We start from the raw sequence: 22,790 nt of genomic DNA, 5'->3' as shown, positions 1-22,790 counted from the left end.
CAGCGGTCCCCCGTACTTCAAACGCTCAGGCACTCGCGTGCCGTCGCTTTACATCAGAACGTGTAACGCAGGCCCAGCATGTAGCGCGGGGACTGGTCGACCACACGCACGAACTGATTGTGGCTACGAGCACTCCAGCGGGTGTCTTCGCCGGTGACGTTGATCGCCTCGGCCGACACCGACAGGTTGTCGTTGATCTTGTAGCTCACGCTCAGGTCGAACTGGTCGTACTCCTCGACGAAGTACGGGTTGCGGTTGTTGCCGTTCTGGTTGGCAGCCAGCAGGTACTCGTCACGCCAGTTCCAGGCCAGACGCGCCGACCAACCGTGCTTTTCGTACATCAGCACGACGTTGGCCGTATCGCTCAGGCCGGTCAGGGCGAACACGTCGGTGGTCGGGTCGGAGTCACGCTTGGCCTCCACGTCGCCGTTCACGATGGTGTAGTTCGCCAGGACGCCGAAGCCGGAGTCACCGAAGAAGTACTGGCCACCGATTTCCCAGCCGTGCAGCGTGGCAGCACGCTGGTTGACCGGACGGTTGACGTCGAACTGGTACAGCGGGTCGCCAGCGGCGGCCGAACCGATGATGTCGTACTGGAGCTCCAGGGCGATGGACTGCGCGTTGGAACCGTCGTACGCGGCCAGGCCGCCGGTCTGCGCCGCATTGCGCAGCAGCGCGGTGGCGGCGAACAGGGTGGTGTAGTCCTGCTTACAGCCCTCGGCCGGATCGCCACCGGCCGCAGTCACCTGCGCCGCACACGCCGGGCTGGCCAGGAACGCATTGGCCGCCTGCGCGTCAGCACCGGTGGTCGGGTCGGTCAGGCCGTACAGGTTCTCGCGCACCACGGTGTTGCCGATGAAGTTCTTGACGCGCTTGTTCCAGTAGGTCACGCCCACGAAGCTGGACGGAGCGAAGTACCACTCCAGGCCCAGGTCGACGTTGTCCGACTCAAGCGGCAGCAGGGACGGGTTCTGGGCGCTGCCGGTGGCACGGTACTGCTCGCCGTACAGGGTCGAACCGCTCGGACCACCCGCACCCGGACCGGCGTACAGGTTGCCGTACGGCGCACGGGCGATGGTCTGGCTGAACGAGGCGCGGGCCTTCAGGTCGGCGGTCAGGTCGACGCTGAAGTCCAGGTTCGGCAGCAGGTAGCTGTAGCTGGCCTTCTCGCTGAACGGCATGGACTCAGGCGAGGTCTGCACCTGGAAGTCGTTGTTCGACAGCCACGCGATGGCACCCGGGACCTGGATGACCGAGGTCGAGGTCACGTCGGTCCGCTCGTAGCGCAGGCCGGCGACCAGGTAGGTCGGGAAGTCGCCGAGCATGCCGCTCTGCTCCCACTGCACGTACACCGAGCGGGTCTTCTCTTCCACCAGGTTGTCGGCGTCATACACGGTACGCGCACGCGACGAGATGCCGTCGCAGCGGTTCTGTGCAGCCCACGCTGCCGGCGCGGTGCCAGCGGCGCACTGGTCCACGGCCCACTGGGCCAGCTCACTGCCGTTGCCGATCCACACGTTCGAGTCGGCGATACCGGTGTGGAAGTCGCTGAACAGGTTGGTGATGCTGAACGGACGCAGCACCGAGGCGATGTTGGCGATCTGGCCGCGGTCGGTCGAGCCCCAGTCACCCAGGGTCATCAGGTGCGCGTGGCCGTCGACGTTCAGGCGGCGCATCTTGCTCTCGGTGGAGTTGATGCCGAACAGGAAGCGGCCGTTGTCGAACGCGTACTCACCGTCGATGCGGCCTTCCTTGACCTCGCTGTCCTGGCGGGTCGACCAGATGCGCATGATCTGGCTGCCGAACTGCTCCGGGGCGAAGTCCGGGTTCACCACGCCATTGGTATCGGCCAGCGCGTCAGCGGTGGTCGGGTACAGGGTGCGCCACATCAGCGGCAGGCCCTTGTTGAACTCGTATTCCTGGGTCCAGTTGTTGACCGAGGGATCCGGGGCGAAGCCGCCGAAGCTGAACGCGGTGGAGCTGCCGCCGGTGATCGGGTCGTTCGGACGGCTGTTGACCTTGGTGTGGTGCGCGTCGAAGGTCAGGGCGAAGCGGTCGGTGACGTCCCACTTCACGTTCAGGCCCAGCGAGTCGAGCTTGTACTTCTGCTCGTCGCGCTGCTGCTCGAAGCCGAAGTCCTTGCCGCCGCCGGCCAGGTCGCGGATGTAGACCGGGGTGGCCACGGACGGATTGCCGTCGAAGGTCACGTGGGTCAGGTTGTTCTGCAGCCACATCGTCTGCTCGCCACGATCCTGGGCGATCTCGTTGGTCGAGTGGGTGTAGTCCAGGGTGAAGGTCAGTGCATCGCTCGGGGCGAACTGCAGCACGCCCTGCGCGTTGATGCGCTCACGCTCGAAGTTCGAGTACGCGTAGCGCACGTCGTTCGGCATGGAGTACAGCTGGCCGATGGCCGGCGCGTTCTGCACCACCGCATCGGAACGCAGGCGGTTGTCGGTGCCGTTCCAGCGAGCCACGTTCCAGCCGTTCTGGGTGGCCTGGGCCGAGCCGCCGCGACGCTTCTGGTAGCTGGCATTCACGCTCACGCCCCAGGTCTTGTCCGGGTTGGCGTAGCTGAAGATGCCGGACACTTCCGGGGTGATGTCGCTGCCGATGGTCTGCGAATCGTCCGACAGCGCCTTGACGCCGGCGCTGGCAACGACTTCGCCACCACGGTTGTTGAACGGACGCGAGGTCAGGATGTCGACCGTGGCGCCGATGCCGCCGCTGGGCTGCGCCGCGCGGCCGGTCTTGTACACGGTCACGCCGTTGACAGCCTCGGAGGCCAGCTGGGCGAAGTTGAAGCCACGGGTACCGGAGCCGACGCCGCCGACTTCCAGGCCGCCGCCGCCGAAGCCGTCGGCACCCGGAACCTGGCGACCGTTGAGGGTGACCAGGTTGAAGCCGGGGCCGAAGCCACGCGCGGTCACCTGGGCGCCTTCACCGTCACGACGCTCGATCGAGATACCGGTGATGCGCTGCAGGGACTCGGCCAGGTTGGTGTCCGGGAACTTGCCGAGGTCCTCGGCACTGATCGCGTCGACAACGCCGGGCGTGTCGCGCTTGATGTTCATGGCGTGGTCAAGGCTGGAACGCAGGCCGGAGACCACGACGGTGTCGAGGGTGGTGGCGTCCTGCTCCTGGGCAAAAGCCGGATTGATGACGACGATGCCACCGACGATGGTGAACATCGCGGCGGACTTGAAACGCTTGAGCTTGTGATTCATGCAATTGTCCTCAGCACTGGATTTGGACTTGGGTCGGCGCATTGCTTGCACGCATCACGGCACCAGCCGTGCGCGCACCCTTCGACAGCGCTGGACATCGACAGCTGCAAAGATTCATGTGCTTTCCCTCCCCTTGGAACTTTGGTTGACGTAACTGCCCCTTGCGAGGGCCTCGTAGGAAACGAGCCTGCTTCTTATTTGCCCGGACAACAGCAATCCGGGCTCGGACGGCACCACCCCCCTGACGGAACCCGGATTGCCGCCTGCCGGCGACGCCCCGCTGGAGCCTTGTTCCGCGCCGCGAGGCCGGCGAATGGTGCCGCGTGCATCCCGATATCCGATAGCGCTATCAAATGATGCCTAATCAGGAATAACACGTTACTAACGCGGCTGTCACCCTGCAGCGCAACAGAATTTTTACAGTTGCCGCGGCAACGTTTTGCAATCGCAGGCCGCCCCCAATGACACCGGAAGCCAATGCGCCGGCGAATGGATGCGCGAGTGATGAAATCCTTCCCGCGCTGCGTTGCACCGCACGCGACAAGGCCAAGTCCATCAAGGAAATTGCCGTGCCGCGCACGCGCATGCCGGGCCCATTCCCGTGCGTATGCACGCCACGCCGGATCGCGGAGCGCACCCACCGACGGACCATGCGGGACCGGCGCACGGCCACCCGGCATACGCCAGCGGATGCATGTCGATCAACGGCCACAACCGTGATGGTGCGCAAACTTCACTCCCACGCAATGGCCCTGGAGCCGCATTTCCGGACGCCGCAGTGCGGCCCGCAAGGCGTGCCGGCTGCGCACGCCCGGGCGATACCTTAGACCATGCGTGGCGAAGCTGGCGAGCCGCGCGCGCCGCGACGCGTACCGGCCCACATGTATATGAGGCGCGACCGCGCCGTCAGCCACGCCGCAGGCGCCGCGGCAGTCCGGCCAGGAAGTGCGCCCAGATCGCCGCGAACACCGCCGCGCGGACCGGCAGGCTGCGTGCGGGTGCTTCGAACTTGCGGAAGTAGCGCCACAGCCCGCGATGCTTGTGCCATTCCACGAACAGCGGGCGCGAGCGGCTGGAGATGCCGCGCAGGTGCAACACCGGCACGTCGTTGGCCACGGCGACGGTGGCACCGGCCTGGCGCGCGCGCCGGCACAGGTCCAAGTCCTCGGCGTGCAGGCGGTAGCCCTCATCGAAGCCGCCGATCTGCTGGAACAGTGCGCGCGGCATCAGCACCAGCGCGCCGGACACCGCATCCACCGGCTGCAGTGCGCGTGCGGCATCCATCGCCACGTCCAGCCGTGCTCCGGTTGAGGGATTGCGCAGCATCGCCGCGAAGTCCGGGTCGCGCCGGCGCGCGGCACCATCGCGGACGCCATCTTCCCCGTGCAGGTCCGCGCCCAGCAGCATGCGTTCTCCCATCGCCACGGCATGGGCGCGCAGCCGCTGCAGGGTGTCGGCTTCGACCTGCAGGTCGGGATTGACGAAGGCCAGCCACGGCGCATCGCAGTCGGCCGCACCCTGGTTGCAGGCCACCGAGAAGCCGGGATTGTCCGGGTTGGCGATGAAGCGCAGGCGCGGATCGGCCAGTGCATGGCCCTGCAGGATGTCCAGGGTGCCATCGTCCGAGCCGTTGTCGACCACGCGGATCTGGGCCACGCCGCGCGCGCCGCGCAACCGCAGCAGGCATTCATCCAGGGTGGACGCGCTGCGATAGCTGACCACCACCGCGGCGATGTCCGCCGGCGTCGCCTCGCTCATGCCGCATCCCCGGCCGGCGCGGGCGCGGAAAACAGCTCGTGCTGGTGGCGGGCGTGCAACTGCGCGTGCAGGTCGGCCAGCCGTTCGCGGGGCTGGCGCAACGGGTCGTGCATAAGGAATCCGGCCAGCCGCGCATGCCAGGCGGGCCAGCGCGCGGCCAGGACATCCAGCTCGCCCGGCAGCGCCGCGCCTTCGCCGCCGCGCGCGACGAAGGCGGTTTCGCACAGGACATTGCGCCAGCCCAGGCCGGACAGGCGCAGGGACAGGTCGATCAGGGCCGCATACCAGGAGCCGAAGCTGGCCGTATCCAGGCCGCCTGCGCGCAGCAGCGCGCTGCCGCGCAGGGCGACGGCGTGGGTGATGGCGGCCGGCAGTTCGGGATGTTGCGGCGCCAGGGACGCACAGGCCTGCGCAGTGGTTGCCGGATCGGATGGTGGCGCGCAGACCTCGCCCAGCCGCGGCCAGCCTGCCGCTTCGCCGGCGTTGCACCAGGGCGTGGCGGTGGCGATGGCTGGATCACGCGCCAGGCAGGCGGCCAGTTGCTGCAGCCATCCGGGCAGGGGACAGGCGTCGGCGGCCAGCACCACCACGTCGGTGCCGGCGCAGGCCTGCAGCATTTCCTGGAGGTGGGCGGCCTGCCCGATCGGATGGGCGCGGCGGGTGTATTCGGCCTGCAGGCGGGTGCGTTGCAGCCAGCGTTCGACGAGGGCGATGCCGCGTGGCCCGGCCTGGGCGTCATCGGCCAGCCAGACCGATGTACCGGCAGGCGTTGCCGCATCCAGCGCCGCCAGGCAGGCGTCCAGCGCATCCTCGTCGGCAGCGAGCGGCAGCAGCACGATGGGCAGGTCGCTCACGGCAGACGCGGGTTCCTCGGAAGATGAGGGAACTCTAGCAGGGCCGCGATGTGCGGGCGCCAGGCCCATCGGCATCGCGGCCGCGCACGAGCCCAACAGCAAGGCCTGTGATGGCTGGCGACAACAGCGTCGGCGTTGTCGGCTTCGGAGGGAGCCGCCGCCCGACCGGGGAGATGGTGCACCACTCGGGCGCATGAGCAAGTGCGCCTGATGTGTGAGGCTCCGGACGGGGCCGCCGCCCGACCGGGGGATGGTGCACCGCTCGGGCGCACATCCCTGTGCGCACTCGCGGCCGCGGCACATCCATGTGCCACTTGCCCCATCCCCCCGGCCGGACGCCGTCCATCGGCATATCGATGCTGCGGCTTCGTTTTTTGTAGGAGCCGGTCTTGCCGGCGACCGCGGTGCGGGATGGCGTGGCGCGATGCAACCCGGTGCGATGCGGTGTGTGGTGATGACTCGACCCGGCCCCGTGTCGGGTCGCCGGCAAGACCGGCTCCTACAAGAGGCGGGACATCGACACGCCGAAGACGTGGGCGTGCGGGTGTGGCGTGGCAGCGGCCATGGATGGCCGCGGTAGCGAGTGCGCACACGGATGTGCGCCCGAGCGGCCACGCCACACCCGCACGTCCGCGACTCCTTCCGGAGCAACCGATCACACCACTACATTTGCGACGCAAAGGAAGGGCGCACGCGAACCGTGCGCCCCCAATCACCGACCCATCCACGTGTAGGAGCCGGCGTTGCCGGCGACCGCGGTGCGGGATGGCGTGGCGCGATGCAACCCGGTGCGATGCGATGCGCGACCTCGCGCGCGGTCAGCCCACCCACACCCGCGCGTTGCGGAATATCCGCATCCACGGCGAGTCCTCGCCCCAGTCGGCCGGATGCCAGCTCAGGTTGACGCTGCGCGCCACCCGCTCCGGATGCGGCATCAGGATCGTGGCCCGGCCATCGTCGCTGCACAGGCCGGTGATGCCGTCCGGCGAACCGTTCGGGTTCAACGGATAGGTCGTTGCCACCGCCCCTGCCCCATCCACGTAACGCAGTGCCACCTGCGCGGCGGCCTGGTCGCCGGCATTGGCGAACTCGACCCGACCCTCCCCGTGCGCCACCGCCACCGGGATCCGCGAGCCGGCCATCCCGCGCAGCAGGATCGAAGGCGACTCCACCACTTCCAGCAGGCTGGTGCGGGCCTCGAACTGCTCGCTGCGATTGCGCAGGAACCTGGGCCAGTGCTGCGCACCGGGGATGATGTCCTTGAGCTCGCTCATCATCTGGCAGCCGTTGCACACGCCCAGCGAGAAGGTGTCGGCGCGCGCGAAGAACGCGGCGAAGGCCTCGCGCAGCTGCGGGCGCTCGAGGATCGAGGTGGCCCAGCCGCGGCCGGCGCCAAGCACGTCGCCATAGCTGAAGCCGCCGCAGGCGGCCAGGCCGGCGAAACCGTCCAGTGCAATGCGACCGGCGATCAGGTCGCTCATGTGCACGTCCACGGCGACGAAACCGGCGCGATCGAACGCGCGCGCCATCTCGATCTGGCTGTTGACGCCCTGCTCGCGCAGGATCGCCACCCGCGGGCGCGCACCGGTGACCACTGCCGGCGCGCCTGGCACCGACTGGATATAGGGTGCGGCCACGTCCTGGGCCGGGTCGAACGACAACAGCGGCTTCAGGCCCGGCGCTTCGAAATCGCGTGCAACCGCCCGCTCCTCGTCGGCACTGTCCGGGTTGTCGCGCAGGCGCTGCATCGCATGGCTCACCGACCACCAGGCATCGAACAGCTCTTCCCAGCGCCATTCGGCCAGCAGCATGCCGTCCAGGCGCACGCGCACGCGCGGCCCCGAAGTCGGGCGCGCGATGCGCTGCGCGCATTCGGTCAACGCGTGGCGCTCGATCAGGTCGGCGAATGCGGCGCGGTCCTCGTCGGCCACCTGCACGATCGCCCCCAGTTCCTCGTTGAACAGGGTGCGGAATGGGTCCTCGCCCCAGGCATCCAGGGTGATGTCCAGGCCACGGCGCGATGCGAAGGCCATCTCGCACAACGCGGCGAAGGCACCGCCATCGCTGCGGTCGTGATAGGCCAGCAACAGCCCGGCCTCGCGCGCATCGCAGATCAGCTCGAAGAAGTTGCGCAGGCGCTCCGGGTCGTCAAGGTCAGGGACTTCGCCGCCGAAGGCGGGCAGACCGTCGCCCCGGGCATGCACCTGGGCCAGCACCGAACCGCCCAGGCGCTGCTTGCCGCCGCCCAGGCCGATCAGCCACAGCTCGCTGTCCTCGTCGGCCGCCAGCAGCGGGGTGAGCTGGCCGCGCACATCGGCCACCGGCGCGAATGCGGAAACGACCAGCGACACCGGCGACACCGACTTGTGGCTGGTGGACCCGGCCGCGCCGCCATCCGGCCCGGGCTCCACCCACTGTGCCTGCATCGACAACGAGTCCTTGCCGACCGGGATGCTCACGTCCAGCGCCGGGCACAGTTCCATGCCCACCGCATGCACCGCCTCGTACAGCGCGGCGTCCTCGCCCGGATGACCGCAGGCGGCCATCCAGTTGGCCGACAGCTTGACCTGCTCCAGCGCCTCCACCGGCGCGGCGCACAGGTTGGTGATCGCCTCGCCCACCGCCATGCGCGCGGCGGCCGCCGAGTCCAGCAGGGCCAGCGGGGTGCGCTCGCCAATGGACATCGCCTCGCCGGCCACGCCGTCGTAATCGGCCAGGGTGATCGCGCAGTCGGCCAGCGGCAGTTGCCAGGGGCCGATCATCTGCTCGCGCGCGGTCAGGCCGCCGACGCTGCGGTCGCCGATGGTCACCAGGAAGTTCTTGGACGCCACCGTGGGATGGGCCAGCACGCGCAGGCCGGCCCGGTGCAGGACCTGGCCCGGGGCCACGTCCGGATGCAGCGCGGTGGTATCGAGCACCGGCCACGGCGCCGCCGCCTTGCGCACCGCGTCACGATGCATCTTCGGCGCCTTGCCGAACAGCACGTCCATCGGCAGGTCGATCGGGTGCGGTTCAGCGGCTTGCGCGCCGCCGTAGACGCTTTCGACAGTGGCGCCGTAACCGACCACCAGCCGCTGCTCGGCCGTGACCACGCCCACCGCCGCGAACGGGCAGCGCTCGCGCGCGCAGATGTCGGCAAATTCCTGCAGCCGGTCGCGCGGGACGCCCAGCACGTAGCGCTCCTGCGACTCGTTGCACCACAGCTCCAGCGGCGACAGCGATGGATCGTCGCTGGGCACCTTGCCCAGGTCGATGACGCCGCCCACGCCCGAGTCGTGCAGCAGCTCGGGGATGGCGTTGGACAGGCCGCCGGCGCCGACATCGTGGAAGAAGTGGATCGGGTTGTCCGCACCCAGCGCCACGCAGCGGTCGATGACCTCCTGCACCCGGCGCTCCATCTCCGGGTTCTCGCGTTGCACGCTGGCAAAGTCCAGTTCCTCGGCGCTTTCGCCGGAGGCCACCGACGAGGCCGCGCCGCCGCCCAGGCCGATCAGCATCGCCGGGCCGCCGAGCACGATCACCGCATCGCCCGGCTGCAACCTGATCTTGTCCACCTGGATGCGGTCGATCGCACCCAGGCCGCCGGCCAGCATGATCGGCTTGTCGTAGGCGCGGGTCAGGCGGCTGCCGTCGTCGGCGATGCCTTCGGGCAGTTCGAAGCTGCGGAAGTAGCCCAGCAGGTTGGGCCGGCCGAACTCGTTGTTGAACGCCGCTCCGCCCAGCGGGCCGTCGAGCATGATCTCCAGCGCCGGCGCCATGCGCGGGTTGAGCGCGCGCGCGCCTTCCCATGGCTGCGGCAAGGTGGGAATGCGCAGGTGCGACACGCTGAAGCCGGTCAGCCCGGCCTTGGGCTTGCCGCCGCGGCCGGTGGCGCCCTCGTCGCGGATCTCGCCGCCGGCACCGGTGGCCGCGCCGGGGAACGGCGAGATCGCGGTGGGATGGTTGTGGGTCTCGACCTTGATCTGGAACGCCGACGGCACCGCCGGCTCGGTGCGGTACTGCCCGCTGGCCGGGTCCGGCCGGTAGCGCGCGGCGACGTGGCCGGCGATCACCGCGGCGTTGTCGCTGTAGGCGCTGAGCGTGTGCTGCGGGGTCTTCTGGTGGGTGTGCTTGATCATCCGGAACAGGGAGCGCTCCTGCTCCTGCCCGTCGATGGTCCAGCTGGCGTTGAAGATCTTGTGCCGGCAGTGCTCGGAATTGGCCTGCGCGAACATCATCAGTTCCACGTCCGAAGGATCGCGGCCCAGTTCGGTGTAGCGCTGGCGCAGGTAGTCGATCTCGTCCTGCGCCAGGGCCAGGCCCAGGCGTGCGTTGGCATCTTCCAGCCGGGCCAGGGCAACACGCTCCAGCGGCCGGCGTGGCGGCGCGGCGAACAGCGCCTGCGCCTGCTCGCGCGCATCCAGCAGCGACTGGGTCATCGGATCGTGCAGCAGGCGCGCGGCGGCGGCCTGCGCGGCCGGGTCGCGCGGCCAGCCGGTCAGGTCCAGGCGCAGGCCACGCTCCACCCGGGCCACGTCCAGCCCGGCCCCGTGCAGCAGTTCGGTGGCCTTGCTCGACCACGGCGAACGGGTGCCCAGGCGCGGCACCACGTAGCGCGACAGCGCGCCGGCGGCACGCGGCGCTTCGGCCTGGCCGGCCTGGAGAATGCGGTGCAGGGCCGCCGTGTCCGGCGCTCCGGCGCCCGGCTGGACGAAGTAGACGTACCAGGCGCCTTCGATGCGCAGGCCGGGAACCAGGGTCTGCAGGCGGTCTTGGAGCCGTTGCCTGCGGAACGGCGAAAGGGCGGCGGCGCCCTCGAGGACGATCATGTCCGGCCAGATGGCAGCGAAAGGCCCGCCATTGTACCGGAGCAACCTACCCCCTGGCGGCAGGCCCGGGGGCCGGCAGGCTCGCGGTTCACCGCCGGCAAGGCCCGCCGGCAAGGGACATGCGGAAACTCCGCGGCGGGCGGCTCAGCGCCCGCCGCCTGCCGCCTCTGACCCCAGCCGGTCCAGGGCCTGGATCATCTGCGCCGGAGGCAGGTAGCCGCCCAGCTGGCTGCCATCGGCGGCAAACACCGCTGGCGTCCCGGTCACGCCGATGCGCTGGCCCAGGTCGTAATGCGCCGCCACCGGGCTGGTGCACTGCCGGTTGGGCACGCGGTTGCCGGCCTTGGCCCCGGTCAGGGCCTGCTTGCGGTCACTCGCGCACCAGACCGAAATCATCTCGCGGAAGTCGTCGCTGGCCGGGCCCATGCGCGGGAACGCCAGGTACTCCACCGCGATGCCGAGCCGGTTGTACTCGGCGATCTCCTGGTGCATGCGCCGGCAGTATCCGCATTCCACGTCGGTGAACACGCTGATGGTGTGCTTGGGATTGGGCGGCGAGAACACGATCCGCTCCGTTTCAGGCACCCCTGCCAGCGCCTTGCTGCGGTAGGCCATCAGGCCCGGGCTGGCGGCAGGCCGGCGGGCCTGGATATCCAGCGGCTGCGCCTGCATGAGGTAGCGCCCGTCATCGGACACGTAGAACACCTGGCCATCCAGGAGTACTTCGCGAAAACCCGCAAACGGTGCTGCGCCAACGTAGTCCGGCTGGGTCCCGGGGGCCAGATCGGCCAGTGCCTGGCGGACCTTCTGCTCGGCATTGCCGGCGGCGGGGGCAGCCTTGGCCGCCGCTGCCGTACTGGTCCCGGGGGCGGCGGCGGTGGCGGCCGGGGGCGCCGGTTGCGCGCAGGCACCCAGGCTGAACGCGCTCAACAGCGCGATGGCGAAAAATCGATGCATGGCGGACGTCGGGGAGGTCGGGAATGGCCGATTCTCGCATACGGCGCCAGTACCACCATGCGCGGTATCGGCGCGCGTCAGGTGGCGTTGCCGATCACGGCGCCGGGTTTTGCGATCGCCCGGCGCGGCGCGGGCCGCCTGCCTCACCCCCGTGGATGGTGGCGGGCATGCAGGCGCTGCAGGTGTTCGCGCGCCACCAGGGTGTAGATCTGGGTGGTCGACAGGCTGGCGTGGCCCAGCAGCAGTTGCAGCGCGCGCAGGTCCGCACCGCGGTTGAGCAGGTGGGTGGCGAAACTGTGGCGCAGGCCGTGCGGGCTGATCGTGCCCGGGTCGATGCCGGCGGCGGCGGCCTGGCGCTTGATCGTCTGCCAGAACGCCTGGCGCGTCGGCGCGCTGCGCGCGGGGGTGAGGAACAGCGGCACGTTGCCGGCGGCGTCGGCCGCAACCGGCCGCGTGCCGGCCAGTCGCGGCCGGGCCTGCTCCAGGTAGCGCTCCAGCCAGTCCTGCGACTCCTCGCCCAGCGGCACCAGGCGCTCGCGCGCGCCCTTGCCCGTCACCCGGACCACGCCCTGGCGCAGGTTGACCGCGTTGGCCGGCAGGTTCACCAGTTCGCTCACGCGCAGGCCCGCGGCGTACATCAACTCCAGCATCGCGCGGTCGCGCAGGCCCTCGGGCGTTTCGACATCCGGCGCGGCCAGCAGCATGTCGACCTGGGACTCGGTGAGTGCCTTGGGCAGCGGACGCGGCAACCGCGGCGGGTCCAGCAGCACCGCCGGATCGTCCGTGCGCACGCCCAGCCGCACCAGGTGGGCATAGAACCCGCGCAGGCTGGCGCGCAGCCGTGCATTGCTGCGCGGCTGGTAGCCCTGGGCGTGGCGCCAGGCCAGGTAGTCGAACAGGCTCGCCCGGTCGGCCCCCTCCAGCCCGCCACCGGCGCCATCGCGCCAACGAGCAAGTTGTTCGAGATCACGGCGGTAGGCGTCCTGGCTCAGCCGCGCCAGCCCGTGTTCGGCCCATGCCGCATCGATGAAGCGCTGGATCGCGCGCGCGTCGGCCTCGCGCAAAGGCGGCAGGCGCCGGGCGAGGCGGCGGCGATCGGCGGCACTGGCAGGAGGCTGCGCGGCAGGCATGGGCACAGGATAGCCGCCGCCTGCCGCTATCCTGTGCGGCAATGAACGACGCCATCCCGCCAACCACAACGCCCCGCCACGCTACCGACGCCGCCGCGCGGCCGCGGGCGCTGGTGCCATGGCGGCTGCTGGCGCTGTTCTACGACCTGTGGCCGGTGCTGGCGCTGTGGATGCTGCTCGCCGCCGGCTTCACCCTCGGCTACACGTTCCTGGGCAACCACCCCGTGCGCGAGAACATCGCCCCGTTCAGCGCGCTGCAATGGCTGCTGTGGCTGGGCTGCTGGGTGGTGACGGGCATGTACGCCACGCTCAGCTGGCGCCTGGGCGGCCAGACCCTGGGCATGCGCCCGTGGCGGCTGCGCCTGCGCACGCGCGACGGCAGCACGCCCACCCGCAACAGGCTGTGGCTGCGCTATGCGGTGGGCACACTGTCGCTGCTGGCCGGCGGCCTGGGCTTCTGGTGGGCCTGGCTGGACCGCGACCGGCTGACCTGGCACGACCGCGCCAGCGGTACGCAACTGGTGCGGGTACCGAAAGCCTAGGCCCCTGCAGACGCGCGGGTCGCCGGCAAGACCGGCTCCTGCACGGGCGGGAGGATCGCTGCGGGGGCGCGGACAGGCGCCCGTCTTGCGGGTGATCGCGGGGGCGGACGGGTCGAGGCCTTTCGAGCGACGCGCGGGTCGCCGGCAAGGCCGGCTCCTGCGCGGGACGCGCCTGCGATGGCGCTCCTGCGGCCGGTCAACCGGACTTGCGCCGGAACAGCAGCCACGACGTCGCCAGCATCAGGATTGGCGGCAGCGCGTAGGCGATGCGGTAATCGAACCGGAACGCACCGGCCAGCCGCCCGAACTGCATCTGCAGCAGCATGAAACCCAGTGCGAACACGATGCCCAGGAACAGCCGCTTGCCCATGCCGCCGCTGCGCAGGCTGCCGAAGGCGAACGGGATCGCCGCCAGGCACAGGGCCAGCACGTTGATCGGGTAGAACCAGCGGCTCCAGTAGGTGTCCTCGTAGTCGCGCGCGTCCAGGCCGTTGCGCCGGCGGTACTCGATGCTGGCCTGCAGGTCGGCCGCGGTCAGGTTGCGCGGCCGGGTCACGCCGGCGGCCAGGGCGTTGACATCCAGTTGCGATTCCCAGCGTTGCGCTTCGACCCGCTCCTCGCGCGCCGAATCCGGGCCCAGGACCACGCGCCGCAACTGGCGCAGGGTCCAGCCATCCTGGTCATGCACAAGCAGTGCGGCGCGGGCAAACGAGGTCATGCGCCCGTCCTCGCCCACCTGGTACAGGCGCACGTCGCGCAGTTCCAGCACGCGCTGGCCACCCTCCATGCGCTCCTGCCCGTCGATCGCGTTGAGGAAGGTATCGCCCTCGCGTGCCCACAGCCCGGAATAACGGGCGATGGCCACGTTGTTGGTCTTGGCCGCCAGCTTGAGCTGGTCGGACTGGCGCTGCCCCCAGGGCGCCACGGTTTCGCCGGCCAGCACCATCAGCATGGTCAACAGGGTGAGCGCGGCCGCCACCGAGATCGACAGCCGGCTGCGCGACAACCCCAGCGCGCGCAGCGCGGTCAACTCGGAGGTGGCCGCCAGCTGGCCCAGGCCGAGCAATGCGCCGATGACCGCCGCGTAAGGGAAGATCACATAGGCCCGGCGCGGCACCGAATAGGCCACCACCGCCAGCGCGGTGGGGAAGTCGTAGCTGCCCTTGCCCAGGTCGCCCATTTGCCCGGACAGGGCCATCACCACGTCCAGGCCGACCAGGACCGCCCAGGTCAGCAGCACGGTGCCCAGTACCACCCGGCCGATGTAGAGGTCATGCTGGCGCAGGCGCAGGTTCATGCGGTCGCACCCCGGCGCGGGCGCGGCAGGCGGCCGTCACGCAGGTACAGCCAGGCGGCCAGCGCCAGCAGCGGCAGAGTCAGCCACCACAGGCCCAGCAGCCGCGGCACGTCGCCGTCGGCGATCAGGCGCACGCCGATGAACATCAGGTTGAGGCCGACCAGGTAGGCCAGGAAGCCCAGCATCAGCCGCCCGTAACGCTGCTGCCGGGGCGAGCTGCGCGCCAGCGGCATGGTCAGCAGGGCAAATCCCAGCGCCAGCAGCGGCGGGGCCAGGCGCGCGTGCAGTTCGGCCGCCGCCGCCGGACGCGCATCGCCCAGCAGTGCCGCGGTGGGCGCCAGTGCCGGATCATCGTCCTGGCGGCTTTCGGCGCGCTCGGGCAATGCCACTTCGTTGACCGCGTAGCGCATCAGGCGAAAGTCCAGGCCGGCATCCAGCGGGCCTTCCACGCGATGCCCGTCGAGCAGGCGCAGGTAGCGGTCGCGCTCGCCGCCGAACTCCAGCGAGCCGGTGCGCGCGGTGACCACGTCCAGCCGGCCGTCGCGTTCGCGCTGCAGGAACAACTGCTGCAGGTTGCGCCCGTCCTCGCTCATGCCGTCGATGTACACGATTCCGCCGCCGCCCGGCAGCAGGGTAAAGCGCCCCGGCTCCAGGCCAGCCACGATCAGGCTGCGGTTGGCCTGCTCCACCATCCGCTCGCCGGTGCGCTTGGCCCATGGCCCCAGCCACAGCGAGCACAGCGCCACCACGGCCACCACCGGCAACGCCGCCATCAGCAACGGGCGCAGCAGCCGGCGCGGGCCGACCCCCACCGCGTTGAGCACGGCCATTTCCGAGTCGCGGTACAGCCGGGCCACGGCCAGCATCAACCCCAGCATCAGGGCCAGCGGCAGCACCAGCGGCAGGTACACCAGCAATTGCAGGCCCAACTGCGACAGCAGCAGCCGCGCCGGCAGGCCGCCATCGGCAATCTCGCCCAGCACGTCCACCAGCACCCCGCCCATGCTCACGGCCAGCAGCACGATCAGGGTTGCCAGCACGCTCTGGACGAAGTCGCGCAGCAGGTAGCGGTCGAGCTTCGGCATCTGGCTGGCCAGTCCTATAAAATCCGGGATTCGCTTGCGGATTTCGCGGAGCGCCGGCTACCGGCCCGCCGCGGGCGATCCGCGATTGTACGCAACCGCTTCCGGGAATCTGATCAATGGCCCTGCAATTCACCCTGAACCGCGAAGCCGCCGCCGCGGCCGCCCTCGATTGCGTCGTGGTGGGCGCCTACGGCGACAAGAGCCTCACCCCCGCCGGCCAGGCCATCGACGAGGCCAGCGGCGGCCGCCTGCGCGCCCTGCTCGAGCGCGGCGACCTCAGCGGCCGCACCGGCCGCAGCCTGCTGCTGCATGACCTTCCCGGCGTGGCCGCGCCGCGGGTGCTGGTGATCGGGCTGGGCGATACCGCCAAGTTCGGCGTGCCGCAGTACCTGAAGGCGGTGGCCGACGCGGTGCGCGCGTTGAAGACCGGCCCGGTCGGCAAGGCGCTGTTCACCGTTTCCGAAGTTGCGGTGGCCGGGCGCGATGCCGCCTGGAACATCCGCCAGGCGGTCATTGCCGCCGACCATGCCGCGTACCGCTACACCGCCACCCTGGGCAAGAAGAAGGACGAGGCCGGCCTGCGCGAGCTGGCGATGTCCGGCGAAGATGCCACCGCCCTGGCGCAGGGCCAGGCGATTGCCGCCGGCGTGGCCTTCACCCGCGAGCTGGGCAACCTGCCGCCGAACATCTGCAACCCGGCCTACCTGGCCGCGCAGGCGCGCGAATTTGCCGATGCCCACGAAGGCGCCGAGGCGGAGATCCTGGACGAGCAGCAGATGGAAGCACTGGGCATGGGCTCGCTGCTGGCCGTGGCGCGCGGCTCGGTCAACCGCCCGCACCTGGTGGTGCTGAAGTGGTCCGGCGCCGCCGACACCTCGGCCAAGCCCTACGTGCTGGTCGGCAAGGGCATCACCTTCGACACCGGCGGGGTCAACCTCAAGACCCAGGGCGGGATCGAGGAGATGAAGTACGACATGCTCGGCGCCGGCAGCGTGCTGGGCACCTTCGTGGCCGCGGTGAAGATGAAGCTGCCGCTGAACCTGGTGGTGATCGCCCCGGCGGTGGAAAACGCCATCGACGGCAACAGCTACCGGCCGTCCGACGTCATCACCTCGATGTCGGGCAAGACCATCGAGGTGGGCAATACCGACGCCGAGGGCCGCCTGATCCTGTGCGATGCGCTGACCTACGCGCAGCGCTTCGAACCGGCCGCCCTCATCGACGTGGCCACCCTGACCGGCGCGTGCATGGTTGCCCTGGGCAAGTACGCCTCCGGCCTGATGAGCAAGCACGACGACCTGGCCGGCGAACTGCTGGCCGCCGGCGAGCACGTGTTCGACCGCGCCTGGCGCCTGCCGCTGTGGGACGAATACCAGACCCTGCTGGAGTCCAGCTTTGCCGACGTCTACAACATCGGCGGCCGCTGGGGCGGCGCGATCACCGCCGGCTGCTTCCTGGCGCGCTTCGCCGAAGGCCAGCGCTGGGCGCACCTGGACATCGCCGGCAGCGCCAGCGACGAAGGCAAGCGCGGCATGGCCACCGGCCGCCCGGTCGGCCTGCTGAGCCAGTGGCTGCTGGACCGGGCCGGCGCGGGAAGCGCCGCGTAAGCGGCCGGCCATGCCCCGCGCGGACTTCTACCTGATCGCCAAGCCCCGCTTCGCCGCCCAGCCGCTGCTGCTGGTCTGCGAGCTGGCCAAGCGCGCCTGCGATGCCAACCAGTTCACCCTGGTGCTGGCGCGCGACGCGGCCCAGGCCGAGGAGCTGGACGACCTGCTGTGGTCGTTCGAGCCCGACGCCTACGTGCCGCACCAGATCGCCGGCCGCGACGAGGATGACGAAGTCACCCCGGTGCTGATCGTGCCGCCGGAGGTCGATGCGCCGGCCCGGCCGCTGGTGATCAACCTGCGCGATGCCGCCTGGACGGCCGCGTGCGAGCGGGTGCTGGAAGTGGTGCCCGCCGATCCGGCCGCGCGCGACCCGCTGCGCGCGCGCTGGAAGCAGTACCAGGCGCTGGGCTATGCCATGAACAAGCACGACATGTGACGACCTTGCAGGAGCCGGCCTTGCCGGCGACCACAATGGCGAACGGATCGCTGGCAGGCCATCCATGCATGGCGGTCGCCGGCAAGACCGGCTCCTACGAACAGCAGCACGACGACCTCGAAGAAAGAAAAATGACCGACACCCTGCCCTCCGGCTACGAACCCAAGACCTTCGAATCGCGCCTGTACGCCGAGTGGGAGGCCAGCGGCTGCTTCAAGCCATCCGGCCAGGGCGAGCCGTATTCGATCCTGCTGCCGCCGCCCAACGTCACCGGCACCTTGCACATGGGCCACGCCTTCCAGCACACGCTGATGGACGCGCTGGTGCGCTACCAGCGCATGCGCGGCCGCGACGTGCTGTGGCAGATGGGCACCGACCATGCCGGCATCGCCACCGAGATGGTGGTCAGCCGCAACCTCGCGCTTGAGGGCAAGGGCGAGACCCGCGATTCGCTGGGACGCGATGGCTTCATCGCCAAGGTGTGGGAGTGGAAGGGCCAGTCCGGCGACACCATCGAGCGGCAGATGCGCCGGCTGGGCGCGTCGGGCGACTGGACGCGCCGCACCTTCACCATGGATGACGACTACAAGGCGGCGGTAACCGAGGCATTCGTGCGCCTGCACGAGAACAAGGATGCACACGGCAACCCGGACCCGCTGATCTATCGCGGCCAGCGCCTGGTCAACTGGGACCCGGTGCTCAAGACCGCCATCTCCGACCTGGAAGTGGAGAACGTGGAGGAGGATGGCTTCCTCTGGTCGATCCGCTACCCGCTGGCCGACGGCGTGACCTACGAACACGTCGAGGTCGACGCCGACGGCAACGAGGTGCTGCGCGAAACCCGCGATTACCTGGTCGTGGCCACCACCCGGCCCGAGACGATGCTGGGCGACACCGCGGCGATGATCCACCCGGAGGATGCACGCTACCCGGGCCTGGTCGGCAAGCAGGTGCTGCTGCCGCTCACCGGGCGCCGCATCCCGGTGATCGCCGACGAATACGTGGACCGCGCGTTCGGTACCGGCGTGGTCAAGGTGACCCCGGCGCATGATTTCAACGACTACCAGGTCGGCCAGCGCCACGGCCTGCCGCTGATCAACATCCTCACGCCCGAGGCCGCGCTCAACGACAACGCACCGGAGAAGTACCGCGGCCTGGACCGCTACGACGCGCGCAAGGCCGTGCTTGCCGACCTGGAAGAGCTGGGTCTGCTGGTCGAGACCAGGCCGCACAAGCTGCAGGTGCCGCGCGGCGACCGCACCGGCCAGGTGATCGAGCCCTATCTGACCGACCAATGGTTCGTGAAGATGGACGCGCTGGCCAGGCGCGGGCTGGAGCTGGTGGAAGGCGTTGATGGAAAGCCCGGGCAGGTGAAGTTCGTCCCGCCGAACTGGATCAACACCTACCGCCACTGGATGGAGAACATCCAGGACTGGTGCATCAGCCGCCAGCTGTGGTGGGGGCATCGCATCCCGGCGTGGTTCGACGGGGCGGGCAACTGCTACGTCGGCCGCGACGAGGCCGAGGTGCGGCGCAAGCACGGGCTGGGTGCCGACGTGGTCCTCGACCAGGACAACGACGTCCTGGAAACCTGGTTCTCCTCGCAGCTTTGGCCGTTCGCCACCATGGGCTGGCCGGATGACCAGGCCATGGCGCAGCGCGGCTTCGACCGTTACCTGCCGTCGTCGGTGCTGGTCACAGGATTCGACATCATCTTCTTCTGGGTGGCGCGCATGATCATGGCCACCGACCACTTCACCGGGCAGGTGCCGTTCCGCGACGTCTACATCACCGGCCTGATCCGCGATGCGCAGGGCCAGAAGATGTCCAAGTCCAAGGGCAACGTGCTGGACCCGCTGGACATCATCGACGGCATCACCCTGGAAGACCTGGTGGCCAAGCGCACCAGCGGGCTGATGCAGCCACGGCTGGCCGAGAAGATCGAAAAGGCCACGCGCAAGGAGTTCCCGGACGGCATCATCGCCCACGGCGCCGACGCGCTGCGCTTCACCATCGCCGCGCTGGCCGGCCACGGCCGCGACATCAAGTTCGACCTCGGCCGCGCCGAGGGCTACAAGAACTTCTGCAACAAGCTGTGGAACGCCAGCCGCTTCGTGCTGATGAACACCGAGGGCGCCAGCTTCAACGGCGTGCCGCAGCCGCGCACGGACGCCGAGAAGTGGATCCTGGCGCGCCTGGCGGAGGTGGTGGCCGAGGCCCAGCAGCACTTCGCCGGTTACCGTTTCGACCTGCTGGCGCAGGCGCTGTACGAGTTCGCCTGGAACGAGTTCTGCGACTGGTTCGTCGAGCTGGCCAAGCCGGCGCTCAATGGCGCCGTGCAGGAAAGCACGAGTGCCGCTGGAGGCTGGACGCCGGAAGCGGCCGACGACGCGCAAGCCGCCGCCAGTACCCGCCACACCCTGCTGTACGTGCTCGAAACGCTGCTGCGCCTGCTGCACCCGCTGGTGCCATTCGTGACCGAGGAGCTGTGGCGCCAGGTCGCCCCGCGCCTTGGCATCGAAGGTGGCTCGATCTCGCTGCAGGCCTATCCGTTGCCGGCCGATTTCGCCGGCCAGGACTACGCCGCCGCCGCGGCCGATATCGAGTGGCTCAAGGCCATGGTCTCGGCCCTGCGCCGGGTGCGCAGCGAGCTGGGTGTATCGCCTTCCAGGCAGGTGCGCCTGCAACTGCAGGGAGGCAGTGATAGCGACCGCACGCGCATGGCCCGCTTCGATTCCCAGTTGCGCTTCCTGCTGCGGCTGGAGTCGGTCCAATGGCTGGCCGCTGATGCCGAGTCGCCGCCCGCCGCTGCCGCCATCGTCGGCGAGCTGAAGTTGCTGGTTCCGCTGGAGGGCCTGGTCGACCTGGACGCCGAACGCGCGCGCCTGGACAAGGAAATCGCCCGTGTGGCGGCGGAGAAGGACAAGAGCCAGGCCAAACTGGGCAAGTTCACCGACAAGGTACCGGCCAGCGTGGTCGACCAGGAGCGCCAGCGCCTGGCCGACTGGAGCGTCCAGCTCGACGGCCTGCGCGCCCAGCGCGCCAAACTCTGAAACGCCCCTGCAGGCGCCGGTGATATCGCGCGGTCGCCGGCGAGACCGGCTCCTACACAAACACGGGCGTGACGTCGCCCGGCCCAGAACATCTCCTGTAGGAGCCGGCCTTGCCGGCGACCGCGGCGCGCCGCCCGCGCACGCGAAAGCCGGACACCCGTGATCCTGCCGCCGCCGCGGCACCCCGGCGCCGGTGATATCGCGCGGTCGCCGGCAAGGCCGGCTCCTACAGGGGGGGCATCCGGTCCACTTCGCCGGACACCAGCTCCATCGCCATGACCAGCGCATCTTCCCGGCCCTGCACCGCCGGGTAGTAGCGTGGACGACGACCGATCTCGTCGAAGCCCTCGCTGCGGTACAGCGCGATGGCCGGCGGATTGGATGGCCGTACCTCCAGGAAAATGCGCTGCGCGCCACGTTCGCGTGCAGTGAGCACCAGGCTGCGCAGCACATGCCGGCCAAGCCCGCGCGATTGCCGCTCCGGCGTGGTGCACAGGTTCAACAGGTGCGCCTCGCCGGCGGCCACGCTCATCACGCCGTAGCCAACCGGCCGGTCGTCCTCCAGCGCCAGCAGCGCGGGGTAGCCAGCCAGCAGGCAATCGCGGAAGGTGCCGCGCGTCCACGGGAACGGATAGGCCCGATGCTCGATCGCCAGCACTGCGTCCAGGTCGCCTTCGCGCATCGCGCGCAGCCGCCACCTGGACGGTGCCAGCGCCCGGTAGGCGGCCACGCTCACGGCCGTCGTCTCAGCGCGCGCAGTTGCGGCCAGAGCGCACGCTTGGCCGCTGCATCACGGCGCAACTGTTCCAGCGGCCACTGCGCCATCAGCGCCTGGGTGGCCGGATCGGACGGGTCCAGGCCGGAGGCGCGCAGCAGGGCCATCTGCAGGCGGTCCGGCAGGCGTGGGGCGCCACGGCCGGGCGCGCGGGCGCGATTGCCGGCTGCCATCGCCGCGGGCGCAACCTGGCCGGCCGGCGTACCCGCTTGCATCGTTGCGGGCGCGGCCGGCGCCCGTCGCGGTGTGTCTTCGCGGGGCTGGTCGTGCACTGCCACTGTCGTTTGCGGATGCGCATCGTCGGCAGCAGGCTGGCCAGGCACGGCCGACGGCCCGCACTCGGTCGCCGTGCCCTGGCGATACACCACGTGCCCCAATGCCTGGAGCCAGGCGCGCTGGCGCCGGCTCCAGGGCGAAGCATCGGCCAGCATCGCGTTCATGCCGGCGTGGATGGCCCGCGCCAGCGCAGCCACAACCCGGTCACCGGCCCGGACAGCGCGTACAGCAGGCCCACCGCCAACAGCACCCGCGGCAGGTCGATCACCAGCACCGCGATGGCCACCGGCACCACCAGCAGCACCGCGAACGGCACCCGGTCCGCGCGCGCGCCACCCTCGCCACTGCCCTTGAAGCTCCAGTAGCGGATCTGGCTGACCATCAGCAGGCCCGCGCACAGGGTCACCCCCAGCGCGACGTAGCGCAGTTCCTCGCCACTCCAGCCCAGGCCACCATCGGCGAACGCCCAGACGAAGGCCATCATCAGCCCCGCCGCCGCCGGGCTGGCCAGGCCCACGAACCAGCGCTTGTCCACCACGCCCACCTGGGTATTGAAGCGGGCCAGGCGCAACGCCGCGCAGGCCGCGTACAGGAACGCCACCGCCCAGCCGACCCGGCCCATGACGCTGCCGTCGAACTTCAGCGCCGACAGCGACCAGTGGTACATCACCAGCGCCGGTGCCAGGCCGAAGCTGACCAGGTCGGCCAGCGAGTCGTACTGCACCCCGAACGCGCTGCTGGTACCGGTCAGGCGGGCCACGCGGCCGTCGATGCCGTCAGCCAGCCCGGCCACGAACACGGCGATCGCCGCGGCCGTGAACTGGCTGTTGGCCGCTGCGATGATCGCGTAGAAACCGGCGAACAGCCCGCAGGTGGTAAACAGGTTCGGCAGCAGGTAGATCCCGCGCGAGCGCGGTGGTGGGCGGTCCAGGTCCATGGCGCCAGTGTACGGGCCCGCCGGCCGCCTGCGAACCGCCCGACTTGCCAG

At 70.0% G+C, this 22,790-nt stretch carries 15 protein-coding genes; 4 read left to right on the top strand and 11 right to left on the bottom strand.

What is annotated here, in order from left to right; translation table 11 throughout:
• Positions 1-53: 53 nt before the first annotated feature.
• The 6 genes from ACEJ41_RS01890 to xerD form a co-directional block, all read right to left on the bottom strand.
• Entirely contained in the window at positions 54-3,224 is a 3,171-nt protein-coding gene (locus tag ACEJ41_RS01890) for a TonB-dependent receptor (protein WP_374013110.1), read from the bottom strand.
• Between the two features lie 906 nt (positions 3,225-4,130).
• Complete coding sequence (locus ACEJ41_RS01885) at positions 4,131-4,982, bottom strand: glycosyltransferase family 2 protein (protein WP_374013109.1); 852 nt, start codon at positions 4,980-4,982, stop codon at positions 4,131-4,133.
• Complete coding sequence (locus ACEJ41_RS01880; protein ID WP_374013108.1) at positions 4,979-5,836, bottom strand: glycosyltransferase; 858 nt, start codon at positions 5,834-5,836, stop codon at positions 4,979-4,981. The genes ACEJ41_RS01885 and ACEJ41_RS01880 overlap by 4 nt, the downstream gene beginning before the upstream one ends.
• Before the next feature lie 818 nt (positions 5,837-6,654).
• Positions 6,655-10,644 carry a phosphoribosylformylglycinamidine synthase gene (gene purL, locus ACEJ41_RS01875; RefSeq protein WP_374013107.1) on the bottom strand — a complete coding sequence of 1,330 codons (3,990 nt, stop codon included), beginning with the start codon at positions 10,642-10,644 and terminating at the stop codon, positions 6,655-6,657.
• Between the two features lie 144 nt (positions 10,645-10,788).
• Positions 10,789-11,601 carry a thioredoxin fold domain-containing protein gene (locus tag ACEJ41_RS01870; RefSeq protein WP_374013106.1) on the bottom strand — a complete coding sequence of 271 codons (813 nt, stop codon included), beginning with the start codon at positions 11,599-11,601 and terminating at the stop codon, positions 10,789-10,791.
• A gap of 143 nt (positions 11,602-11,744) precedes the next feature.
• Positions 11,745-12,731, bottom strand: coding sequence for a site-specific tyrosine recombinase XerD (xerD, locus tag ACEJ41_RS01865; RefSeq protein ID WP_374013105.1), 987 nt, complete (start codon positions 12,729-12,731; stop codon positions 11,745-11,747).
• 41 nt (positions 12,732-12,772) lie between these two features.
• On the opposite strand from xerD, the gene ACEJ41_RS01860 reads away from it, so the two are divergent.
• Complete coding sequence (locus ACEJ41_RS01860; RefSeq protein WP_374013104.1) at positions 12,773-13,273, top strand: RDD family protein; 501 nt, start codon at positions 12,773-12,775, stop codon at positions 13,271-13,273.
• Between the two features lie 196 nt (positions 13,274-13,469).
• On the opposite strand, the gene lptG is transcribed toward ACEJ41_RS01860, so the two are convergent.
• Together lptG and lptF are read right to left on the bottom strand one after the other, a co-directional pair.
• On the bottom strand, positions 13,470-14,570 hold the full coding sequence (gene lptG, locus ACEJ41_RS01855; protein ID WP_374013103.1) for an LPS export ABC transporter permease LptG: 1,101 nt from the start codon (positions 14,568-14,570) through the stop codon (positions 13,470-13,472).
• Positions 14,567-15,655: an LPS export ABC transporter permease LptF gene (gene lptF, locus ACEJ41_RS01850; protein WP_374013102.1), complete on the bottom strand. Its 1,089-nt coding sequence runs from the start codon at positions 15,653-15,655 to the stop codon at positions 14,567-14,569. The genes lptG and lptF overlap by 4 nt, the downstream gene beginning before the upstream one ends.
• Before the next feature lie 116 nt (positions 15,656-15,771).
• Here lptF and ACEJ41_RS01845 point away from each other — a divergent pair, with 116 nt between their 5' ends.
• The 3 genes from ACEJ41_RS01845 to ACEJ41_RS01835 all read left to right on the top strand — a co-directional run bounded on the left by ACEJ41_RS01845 (position 15,772) and on the right by ACEJ41_RS01835 (position 20,751).
• The gene (locus ACEJ41_RS01845) at positions 15,772-17,262 is read left to right on the top strand and encodes a leucyl aminopeptidase (protein ID WP_374013101.1); all 1,491 of its coding nucleotides are present in this window, start codon (positions 15,772-15,774) and stop codon (positions 17,260-17,262) included.
• Between the two features lie 10 nt (positions 17,263-17,272).
• Positions 17,273-17,698 carry a DNA polymerase III subunit chi gene (locus ACEJ41_RS01840; protein ID WP_374013100.1) on the top strand — a complete coding sequence of 142 codons (426 nt, stop codon included), beginning with the start codon at positions 17,273-17,275 and terminating at the stop codon, positions 17,696-17,698.
• A gap of 131 nt (positions 17,699-17,829) precedes the next feature.
• Positions 17,830-20,751 (top strand): valine--tRNA ligase, encoded by a 2,922-nt coding sequence (locus tag ACEJ41_RS01835; protein ID WP_374014039.1) that lies wholly within the window; start codon positions 17,830-17,832, stop codon positions 20,749-20,751.
• 226 nt (positions 20,752-20,977) lie between these two features.
• Here the strand turns inward: ACEJ41_RS01835 and rimI are convergent, their stop codons facing one another.
• Genes rimI through ACEJ41_RS01820 form a run of 3 tightly spaced genes read right to left on the bottom strand, consistent with a single transcriptional unit; the run spans position 20,978 to position 22,739 of the window.
• Positions 20,978-21,433 (bottom strand): ribosomal protein S18-alanine N-acetyltransferase, encoded by a 456-nt coding sequence (gene rimI / locus ACEJ41_RS01830; RefSeq protein WP_374014038.1) that lies wholly within the window; start codon positions 21,431-21,433, stop codon positions 20,978-20,980.
• 50 nt (positions 21,434-21,483) lie between these two features.
• Positions 21,484-21,957: an alanine acetyltransferase gene (locus tag ACEJ41_RS01825; RefSeq protein ID WP_374014037.1), complete on the bottom strand. Its 474-nt coding sequence runs from the start codon at positions 21,955-21,957 to the stop codon at positions 21,484-21,486.
• Between the two features lie 5 nt (positions 21,958-21,962).
• Positions 21,963-22,739: a phosphatidylcholine/phosphatidylserine synthase gene (locus tag ACEJ41_RS01820; protein ID WP_374013099.1), complete on the bottom strand. Its 777-nt coding sequence runs from the start codon at positions 22,737-22,739 to the stop codon at positions 21,963-21,965.
• Positions 22,740-22,790: the final 51 nt, after the last annotated feature.

Source organism: Pseudoxanthomonas koreensis (assembly GCF_041890415.1).
GTDB classification, from domain to species: domain Bacteria; phylum Pseudomonadota; class Gammaproteobacteria; order Xanthomonadales; family Xanthomonadaceae; genus Pseudoxanthomonas; species Pseudoxanthomonas koreensis_A.
The sequence above is the reverse complement of the archived record's forward strand: the minus strand, read 5'-3'. Positions and strand labels throughout refer to the sequence as shown.